General features: G+C 57.4%; 8 protein-coding genes. 2 read left to right on the top strand and 6 right to left on the bottom strand.

All coding sequences use genetic code 11. The features are described 5' to 3' along the window. Positions 1-381: 381 nt before the first annotated feature. The 5 genes from DDE13_RS23085 to DDE13_RS20990 all read right to left on the bottom strand — a co-directional run bounded on the left by DDE13_RS23085 (position 382) and on the right by DDE13_RS20990 (position 7,316). Positions 382-780: a hypothetical protein gene (locus tag DDE13_RS23085; RefSeq protein ID WP_162631151.1), complete on the bottom strand. Its 399-nt coding sequence runs from the start codon at positions 778-780 to the stop codon at positions 382-384. Positions 781-1,503: 723 nt separating this feature from the next. Continuing rightward, positions 1,504-3,777 (bottom strand): S8 family serine peptidase, encoded by a 2,274-nt coding sequence (locus DDE13_RS21005; protein WP_162631150.1) that lies wholly within the window; start codon positions 3,775-3,777, stop codon positions 1,504-1,506. Further along, on the bottom strand, positions 3,777-4,559 hold the full coding sequence (locus tag DDE13_RS21000; RefSeq protein ID WP_162631149.1) for a trypsin-like serine protease: 783 nt from the start codon (positions 4,557-4,559) through the stop codon (positions 3,777-3,779). Before DDE13_RS21000 ends, DDE13_RS21005 begins: the two co-directional genes overlap by 1 nt. Positions 4,560-4,732: 173 nt before the next feature. After that, the gene (locus tag DDE13_RS20995; protein ID WP_111406177.1) at positions 4,733-5,497 is read right to left on the bottom strand and encodes a hypothetical protein; all 765 of its coding nucleotides are present in this window, start codon (positions 5,495-5,497) and stop codon (positions 4,733-4,735) included. 685 nt (positions 5,498-6,182) lie between these two features. Then, positions 6,183-7,316, bottom strand: coding sequence for a Fic family protein (locus DDE13_RS20990; RefSeq protein ID WP_111406176.1), 1,134 nt, complete (start codon positions 7,314-7,316; stop codon positions 6,183-6,185). Positions 7,317-7,640: 324 nt separating this feature from the next. Between DDE13_RS20990 and DDE13_RS20985 the strand changes: the two genes are divergently transcribed. Continuing rightward, entirely contained in the window at positions 7,641-8,363 is a 723-nt protein-coding gene (locus DDE13_RS20985; RefSeq protein WP_111406175.1) for a hypothetical protein, read from the top strand. Between the two features lie 201 nt (positions 8,364-8,564). On the opposite strand, the gene DDE13_RS20980 is transcribed toward DDE13_RS20985, so the two are convergent. Next, the gene (locus DDE13_RS20980; protein WP_111406174.1) at positions 8,565-9,212 is read right to left on the bottom strand and encodes a class I SAM-dependent DNA methyltransferase; all 648 of its coding nucleotides are present in this window, start codon (positions 9,210-9,212) and stop codon (positions 8,565-8,567) included. Positions 9,213-9,521: 309 nt separating this feature from the next. On the opposite strand from DDE13_RS20980, the gene DDE13_RS20975 reads away from it, so the two are divergent. Further along, a partial coding sequence (locus DDE13_RS20975) for a hypothetical protein (RefSeq protein ID WP_222626167.1) occupies positions 9,522-9,904 on the top strand: 383 nt, incomplete at its 3' end.

Genomic DNA, 9,904 nt, shown 5'->3' with positions numbered 1-9,904 from the left:
ACCAGCGCTCCAGCGTGATCTGCGCTGAGAATCAGTAGGTTAGGAATTGTTCAGGGCGAACCCATGATACGAAACCCTGCAATTCACCGCCAGCGTTTCAGCATGATCTGCGCCGGAAATCAGCAGGTTGGGAGTTGTTCAGGGCGAACTAATTCCGCACAGTCCCGTCAATGGGTTACCTTGGGCGCTCAACGCGGGCGAGGCACGAATCGCGGAACGGGCGGGGCAGAATCCGGCGTGTGGAGTTCTGCGCGTGAGCGATCTTGCCGACGCTTCAGCTCGGCAATGGCGCAGCGGATCGACGGCCGTCCTCACGGCATTGTGGAAAGCGTCCAATCATGACCGATCTACATTTCTGCCATATGGTAGATACCATGAAGTCTACACCAAATGGATCAGGCTAATTCCCGACCCTAACCCCGTCGGATTCCTCATCGCCTTCTGATAGATTAGTCGCGTCATGCGCGCTTCATTACTCTCAATTAGCTGGATTGCACTGGAAATGCTCTCTTCTGTGAGCTCATTTCGAACGGCTTTGGGTAGAGGATTATTCGGATTTTCAGGGCTTGCGGTACGTAAGATCCTTTTCGACTCGGCGAAATAATTCCCAATAACCTCTATAGTAGCGGCCGCTCCCACGCTGAAGATCAATCCGGCGCCTTGAGGAATCCCCAGCGTATCACTTGCAGAAGTGATACCGATCTCGCTTGCTGCTGAAAGTGCAAGATTGAGCGGTGAGAACGGAGCCCAGACTTTATTATTCACTTCTTTTTCAACCATATGACCCTCCGCCACTTGATCCTGCGCAACCTAAGCGTGGGTTTGAAGCAGATATATACATGCTTGGCTCGAGTAAGTCACTTCCGACACCCGATTCTCTGATAGAGTAAGCCTCGATGAGGCGAGGGGCGTTGGTCAAAGCGAGCTCCAAGCCGACCTTCGCGGGGCGCGCCTGTGCTATGGTGGCGGCGTTGACATGTTGTCGGCATCGCGGCGGAGCAGAGGAACCACCATTCCCATTGCAAACCTTCCCGTCATCCATTCGCGTCGACACGCTAGGGTCATGTGCCGCATTGTCGGCAAAAAGCGCCCGCTTCTGCCGAAACACGTCTGGGCCATTAGGGTGGAGCACACGGTCAACCACAGTACGCCTCGACTATACGGCCGGAACGCGGATTCACCGCCAGCGTGAGGCGGCTTGCGTCATTCCTAGACTGCGCGTTGCGTTCCGCGAAGACGAAACGGTGGTTGCTTGGCAAGTCCGCTAGCTTGACCGAACTCGCGAGCGCGCCCACTAAGGTGTCGCTTGTTTCAGCCCGACAGCTCGAGTTTTCCGAAGGCACCTGCTCCTGACCACCTGGTGTTGGGCTAACCCAAAGCTCGCAGCTGGCCAATAACATGAAGGATACGACAGTGATGCAGGGATTTGACGCTCCCCGCTTGGTTTGGTGGGAGACCAATCTTAGCGGCGAAGAACTGACGCAACATTCTTCGCAACTGGGTTCAATAATCAAGGACAGCCTCCTCTACCAAGCCCGATCGGAAGGGCGACAAGACTGCGGACGCGATATTGGCTAGCTCTACCGATGAAGCCGCGTCGCTACCTAATGCCTGGAAATTGATGGTAGTTGAGGAGTCAAACGTGCACCGGAGCTGTGAGGTGGTTAATTGCTTGCTGTCTTGAAATACAATTTGGTTCCCGTCTCTTCGCCAGCTCTTCAAGTAAAATGGGTCGATCCGCCCACCGTTTGCCGCTAACGGTTCCCCTTGCGCTCCGCTGCATAGCTTTACAAGCCTAGCACCGACGCCTTGATCTTCTAAGATACGTCCGCGCATTACTTGCCCGGAGCCCAGCGCTAACCGGTCAACGAAGACATCAATCGACGCCGCGACATCTAGCATCCTTGCTTGCTCGACCTTCCCTTCCAGCGCCTTATCATATTTCGTGGAGTACAAGATCCGATCCTTAATGGAACCTGGAGCGGATATACCAAAACTGTGAATAAGCGCCGCGGTAAAGCTCACGGTCGGCGCCGCGGCCGAGGTACCAGTAAAGCACACCTTGCTCCCTTCCTCGTCAACGGATTCTATACCTACTCCCGGCGCCGCAATGCTTACCGATTGGCCAAACGCAGAGTCTTCCCACCACGGGTTGCCCTCATTGTTCTTCAAGGCGCCCACGACGATAAGGTTTGTACTTTTCAGGCTCGCTGGAAGCGTTTGGGCGCCGTTATTGTCAAGGTCCTGCCGCAGATTTCCCGCTGAAGTCACTATGAGCATTTGCATTACGGCCGCGTTCTCAAAGATCCTACGAATATTCGTGTCGCTTGTCCTCATGCTGAGGTTAACGATGTCTATGCCCTGGGCAGCAGCGTACGTGAGGGCATTGGTCAAAGCGCTTTTCTCCACGCGCACTGACGCGCTGGAACCGGGCTCTGGCCTCCGCGTGACCTTAAAAAACCGCAAGCCGATATGGTCCGCGAGTTCAGGGAAGCTCGACCTGAGCTTCCCGCCCCCCGCCACCAGCATTGAGACAAAACTCCCATGGCCTGGCGCGTAGGTAGCGATGTCGGCAGCACCAATGCTTAGAGGAATCGGGAACAGACGGTGATCCCGGAGAGGTTCGACTGAGTCGAATGGACATTCCACGGCGCCGAGCGCCGTCGGGGTGCCGGTTGCCCCGATTGCATCCCAATAGTACCCATCACCATCAATGTCGCTGCACTCTAATGCGCCGGGGGTCTCTGGGAGGTCATTGAAAACGATCAGGGGGTTCAAGACCTCGCTTTGCTTGGGTGCGAGGAGGCCTGACAACTGCCCGCCCTCCTCAATTAGTTTCTCACCAATACCTGTATCAACCACTAGCAGCAGCGCGCGTGAAACTGGTAGGCGGAGCCTCCCGAGCCATTCCCTATTTTGAGAGATGATTGCTCGGATTTCGGCTGGATCGAAGGGCCAATCATCTTCAACCTGACCACCGTTGCAACTGGCACCTTCACCCTCGAAAGGAGAGACAATAGGCCGAACCAGGGAGGTGTTGCTTTCCTGCACGACGTTCGCGCCAATATCGTTGGCTTGGAGCGCGGCAAGAACCTCTGCGAGCCTCTCGTCGGCTACGTCTTTCCGCACTGAGAACACTCTGTCCGACTCCCCCGAATAGGATAGGTCATTGGAGATGATCGTGAACGGAACGGACTTTGGTTCCCAGAATAGCACGAGTCCGTCTGACGCTGGAGGGGTGAAGCTCCACTCTGTTAGAATGTCTGGAGCGATAATCTGACTCTCGGTGTTCAAGGGGAACGCCATCCAGCGCGACAAGTCAGTCGAGTTGTACCTTCCTGGAACCGCTCCGAGGACTGTTCCGTCTACGGCGACGTCAGGCTCGATCACGAAATAATCTCGACCATCCCGGGAAATTTCGCCAGGAATCACGAGCCCCCTCGTAAACTCATTGAGCACGTTCGGCGCCCTAGGTTGCGCGTCTGTCGCTTGGGTCCAGAGGTCGTTGACGGCGTTCGTCGCGGGCACCTGGCAGGTTATGGGATCACAAATCTCAGCGAACGTTCCCACCTCGTCCCGGTTTTCTAATACCATGGCAGAGTTGTTTTGCACGATGATCTCGGAGAGAAGGTTTCGCTCCGTCTCGGTTAATTCGCGAGTTACGCTAAGCTCGAGCAGAGCCTCCTGTCCTCTCCCCGGTCCAACTGACAGCGTCAACGCGGCGAGGCACCCGACGATCCAGTTCAAAGACACGCGAGCGAGAGAAACAGGTACCATCATTTCCTCCACATACAACGCGTGATCGTGGATGCGTTAATCCCGCATACGACCTGCTCATTCTTCTCTATCCAGCCGGATATGAATCTTCGTCCAGCGGCCGAGGCCGTTGCCGACAGCAGGCCGACGCCGTTAGAAATGCTCGTTCTCGAGTTTACGCCGACTATGTACCGCCGGGCGGCATAGGTATCACCTAGGAAAACAAAAGCTGGTCCACCGCTGTCGCCAAGGCACAGCACTGCCTCGCCGTCTCCCGATTCGCTCTTCGTGTAGATGTATGCGCCGCGGTCTACCGCGTTCGCAACGTTGGCCGGCCGCCTGACTAACGAAGAAACCCCTGCCTTGAGCGGGCGTGCTCTTGGCGGCTCTCCGTCGAAGGTGCATCCAACGCCCGTCAGTATGATCCTCGTACCAATAGAAGGCAGGTCCTCGACGTTAACAGCCTCGAAAGTTATTCCAGTTATGGGCTTTTCCAACAGGCACAAGCTCCAGTCGTGGGAGCTCGAAGCGGCATACGTCGGATCGGATTCACATATTGCTTGTGTCGACGTCCCGCCGATCGAAAAGCGCGCGAACCCAACTTCAGTTTCGAAGCAGTGGGCTGCGAGCAGGGACGTTGTGGGGCCAATCATGCTGGCGGTGCATGTGCCGTCGGTCGTGGCCCTAAAAACCGCTGGCATAACGTCCTTTCCAAGCACGGTGCCGTTTATTAGCTCGGTGCCCGGGTCAAGTCCTTCGCCCTCGATTTGTGAGAACTCGAGGTAGGTCGCGTCCTCTCCCAAGTTTAGCCTCGCTAAGGCCTCCTCGAATTTCGTTGCGGGGCTGGATTTTTTATCTGTAAGTTGGAGACTCTGTGCGTGCAACGAAAGCGATGGCCAGAACGACAACGAAACAGACAAGAGTCCCACAACAGTAATATGAGAACGATGCATCCGGAGAAAGTCTACCAAGGTGGTCATTTGGACTGAATGATTGCCGCGGATTGCGCGCTTGTTGCTGCAATACTCGTTACCGACCAGTTTCGACCCTCTGAAACCCGGTCGTCGGATTGAACTGGGTCAATTCGGACAGCGCGGATACAAACGTTAAGAGGTTCAGCAAACGTTCCTTTTATTATCAAGCCCTCGCCGCGCTCCAACTTGATATTCGGCTTCGCCGAAAGCAGCTTTGAAATTTCTGATTCACCGCCCAATGAGAATTCATTGTCGACGGTCAGACTGATATCGATGCCCTTGGCCTGGATGGAGTCGCGAACCACGAAGTAGGTACTCTCGGCCTCCGGTTGCAACCCGTCAAGTGCTAGCTGTGCAATGGTTCGGAAACCCGCATCGTTCATAAGTATGAACTTGCCGTCGCTGAAAGAAACCGAGGATACGTTCGTTGTCCCAGCAGAGATTGTAGCACTGGCACCGGGCACTGCAGAGTCGTCGAGGAGCGAAATGTCGAGGTCTACGCCTCTCGACACATTTGCCTTGTACGTGCCTAGCGCGGCGCGAAAGGAGAAAGTTTCGGCCTGGTCGCTCAGAACATCGACCAAAAACTCCGCTCCGCCTCCGTCAATGCGGTAGACATAACCCGGGCTGTATGCCTCTGATGGAGTGGTGGTGCAGTAATAACCATTAGGCACAAGCCTTTCTGCTGGAACGCCCTCGGTCCCCAGCTGCGTGCAGGCGCCAACCGCGACACTCAAAGGCAATAAAAAATTTGCGATTTTCAACATGGGATTTTCCGACGTAATGTATAGCCTAAGTTACACCAAACACCATCATTTTGAAAGCGAGAAAAGCAAGACTTTCTGAGTCCAGAAGGATTTCTGCTGCGGGTGTGGGGAAGCCTTGGTTAGCTAGTGATGCGCTTTGGACACCTCAAAACACTGCCGATGTCAGCTTCCGTATTTCTCGCTGAGTTGTGCCGCAGGTGCAGTGAAAGCGCAACATCCGCCCTTCGCGTCGAATTCCGAACCTGTACAGGTCAGGTCTTCGTCCGTTGCAATAGGGCCGGACGCTGCTCGTCGCGTGATCGAAGGAGGGCTCTGGTCAACGCCTGGTCAACCCGTGAACGCGGTTTTGGGCTCGGTGGATACCGTTGAAACCCGGTGAAACGCGCCCAAACCCGGGAAAACTCTTCGCGCATTCAAAGGCTTATCGCCTAAGATATTGAAAACGAACAATCATTAGTTCTTCTTTTGTTTGGCTCATAACCTGAAGGCCGCAGGTTCAAATCCTGCCCCCGCAACCAAATTCCCAAAACATATCAATGGCATAGTTCCTGAGCGAAACGCTCGTGTAAGAGTTGCGCGCGTTAACCTCAACGCCACATCAACACCACGCCAGAAAAACGACACCGGACGGCAGCCGCCGACACTCGGCGGCTTTCGCGTGCATCGCGCCCCCACGTTCCGAACATCAGACTTTCAGAAGGTCGAGCAGCGGATCAAAGGCGTAAAGCGCGGCTCGACGTCCTGCGGCGGGTTCGATCGTGCGCAGCAATCCCGCTTCGACGAGGCGTCTCGACAGGGCGCGCGCCGAGGATGCCGGGATCCCGGAGCGATCTACGAACCGGTCATTGCGAAAGATCGGGCTGGCGAACACGAAGTCCAACGCCTGATCGTGAAATTGGGAGTTCAGCACCTCGCGGAACCGCTCCCGCATCTCGCCGTGAAGATGAAATACAGCGTCCGCGGTCTGGATGTTGACCGTCGCCTGGGCGTGCATGGCCTCGAGGAAGAACGCGATCCAGCCCGTCCAGTCGCCGGTGGCGGAGACTGCGCGCATCCGCGCGATGTACTCGTCCTTGTGGGCTTCGAAATAGCCGGAGACGAAGAAGTTCGGCTGATGCAGGACGTCAAGCTTCCACAGCATGAGCGTGATCAGCATGCGGCCGATCCGGCCGTTGCCGTCCTCGAAAGGGTGCAGAGCTTCGAACTCGACATGTGCGATGGCCGTCCGGATCAGCGGCCGCATCGTGCTCTCATTGATGTAACGCACGAGCTCGACCATCGCAGGGCCAAGCTGCTCGGGCGCGATCGGCACATAGTGGATCTTTCCCTGTCGCTCGTCCCCGATGTAGTTCTGTTCGACCTTGTAGCTGCCGGGACGCTTGCGGGCGCCACGACCAAAGGACAGCAGTTGCTGGTGCGCGGTGCGGATCAGATGTTCGCCGAGCGGTGCGCCCTCGGCAAGGGCCTGCTGGGCGTTTCTGAGCGCGCGCGAGTAAAGGAAAGTCTCGACATCGTCGTTGCGTGCTTCCCGATAGGGGTCGGCACTGCCCGCGTCTTCTTCGGCCTCCAGCCTGTACAATTCCTCGATGGTCGAGATCGTTCCTTCCATACGGGAAGAGGTGACCGCATCCTGGCGGCGCAGCGGCGCAAGAAACAATTCGCTGTTCACCATGCCAGACATCTTGGCATCGTAACGCGCGAGGGATGCGGCGGCCTCCTCGAGCGGACCGAGCAGTACCTCGTAGTCGAGGGTCGATGGTGGAAAGGCGCCGAGGTGATAGGGTACGGCATCCGTCAAGTCGTAGGCTTTGGTGGCCATATTGGCGCCGATCCTGTCATCAACGAGGCTTGGTGCCAACGTAGTGGTGGCAAAGCAGTTTGGCAACAGGTCTAGGCTCTATTCTGACACCAAGCGCCGTTGCGACCAGCCATCTGTCAGCAAGCGATTTTGATGTCAGAGGGAGGCCATTCTGCTCTCACCAAGATCCGGTCGTCACGTTGTCTGAAAACCATCAGACCAGAGAGCGCCTTTGGCGCGATCTTGGGAGGCGACACCGCCCGACAGCGTGTGCGAATTTGCGGTGCGCAAGAGGTGGCCTCAGTCCACATGGAATCGAACCAAAGTCTGTGACAGCATCCCACCATGATCGAGTGCCGTCCGCTTCCTGATGACCATCCCGACCTGGCGTACTCGCCGCTCCTGCGCGGTGCACTCCGGACCCTCGAATATGCACAGGAGCACGGTTCGATCGGGCTGACTGCGGCCAAGGCGTTCAAGCGCGTCTTCGTCCATTGGGCCGTCGAACACTTCGACTGGCCGGGGAAGAGCGCCGAGGAGATGTTCCGCTACAGCAAGGTCATCAATGAATACGAGTTCCCGCCCCTCGAGGTCCTTCATTACCTGCTGCTGACCCTCCGCCTGGGGCGACACTACAAGGGCGAGTTCCGGCTGACCAAGCGGGGTGCTGAGCTCGCGCAGGCTCCGGGCCGCCTGTTTGCGGAACTGGTCCCCTTCTTCGTCTTCGAGATCGACCACGCATCCTACGCGCGCTTCGATGAACGCCCCTCCGGCAAATGGGACGTCTGGATGAACGTCATCAACGTGGAAGCAGACCACGGCGCGACCGAGGCCGCCTTGTTCGAAGCGTTCTATGGTGAGCCCCAAGACTGGCACACTGCAGGGTGGCGTGAGATGGCCGCGTTCTCCTCCTGCGTTCTGCGCCCGCTGGAATGGGCCGGATTGCTGATGGAAACCCGCGAAGACCGCGCCGGCAAGCATGTGTGCCATGTGTTCAAGACCCCGCTCTGGCGGAGCGCCTTGCGGCTGGATACCGACGACATGCTGAAGCCAATCGCCTTGCAATGACGGCCAAGCCAATCTGTGACGCCTCGAATTATTGGCCGCCATTTTGGACGGCGGACGGATATTCAATCGCACGGCATTTTCCGCCAGCAGCGGCGGGCGATATCACGAGGACGCGCTGACTGGGATGGACAACCTTGGTGCATGAAACGGATGATCCACGGCCCTCCTGAAATTTCGGAGGACCGTGTCTGCCGCAAGGTCTCACCGAACCTGGCAGATCGTATGGATCACCCGAATATCGTCTGCGAACTCGGCATTGCCCGGCAGGTAGGGCATCGGTTCACTGATGTGCTTCCGATGCCAGAGGCCATCTGCTTCCATCCCCGCGATCATCCCTTCAAAATCTCGATCGTCCCACAGGTCGGTACGCTGCGTGAATGCGATCACGCCGCCGCTGCGTACAGCACGGCAAAGGTCGCTCAGCAGCGTCTCGGCGTCCGCGATGTAGGTCAGCACGCCCACCGACGCCGCAACATCGTAGCCATCATCTGCAACCGGTAACGGGATTTCTTGCAGGTCGTGCTGCAGGAGCTGGTCATAGATGCCGCGGGCCGTGGCCTGCTCGAGGGATGCGGACGAAATATCCAGACCATGCAACGTGACGTTGGCCCGCGCGCGAAGGGCGCTCCCCAACAGGCCTGTGCCGCAGCCGACATCGAGTACTTGTGTTCCGGCATCCAGATAAGGGCCGAGCAAGCTCGCCGCGTCATCGGGGGCGCGGTATTGCCACGATTGCAGCGTGTCATCGTAGCCGTCCGCCCAGTCGTCGTAGTAGGTTTCCACCGCGCGCGCGTCGGTCGTGCCTTGCCTTAGCGACGTGAATTCTGGGTTGGTCGAGTTCTCGGGCATAGGTGCCTCCATTCTCGTGTCGTGCAAAGCCTGTACGACTGCCGGGCTTCATGAAAGAGTTCCGATCCTACGCCCAGCGCCGCCGGAATCGCAAACCGGCGATGTCGATATCTGACAGACACGGCGAGGGCAGGGCATCACGCCGCGACTCAAGTGCTGGTGTGGAGCCTCCCTGACGGTTTACCTGCCGCAACAAAATATGGCCGCAGGACGAGAGGCGGCACATCTGCGGCTCGAACGACAGGCGTTTGCAATTCCGTTGCCGGAGACGCATGATCCCGGAATATATAAGCTTTCAGGCCATATTGCGTGTCTTCTGCTGTCAATCAAACGCCCGAGCAGCTCGCCCGGGACCGGATCGATGAACGTCTGCGGACGTCCGGGTGGCATGTGCAGGACAAAAGCGCGCTCGACTTCAACGCAGGCCTCGGCGTCGCCGTCCGCGAATACCAGACCGACATCGGGCCCGCTGATTACGTTCTCTTCGCAGACAGACAGGCTGTCGGCGTGGTCGAGGCAAAGCCCGACAACTGGGGCGTGCGTCTGACTTCGGTCGAGGAACAGTCTGAAGGCTATGCCAAAGCCAAGCTGAAATGGGTCACCAACGCCGAACCGCTCCCGTTCCTTTATGAGTTCAGGCTGAACAAACTTCTGGCTGGCCGCTCTGACGATTGCCGCGACAGTTTTCAGCC

The sequence above is a fragment of the Meridianimarinicoccus zhengii genome (assembly GCF_003254465.1).
GTDB lineage: Bacteria > Pseudomonadota > Alphaproteobacteria > Rhodobacterales > Rhodobacteraceae > Meridianimarinicoccus > Meridianimarinicoccus zhengii.
The sequence above is the reverse complement of the archived record's forward strand: the minus strand, read 5'-3'. Positions and strand labels throughout refer to the sequence as shown.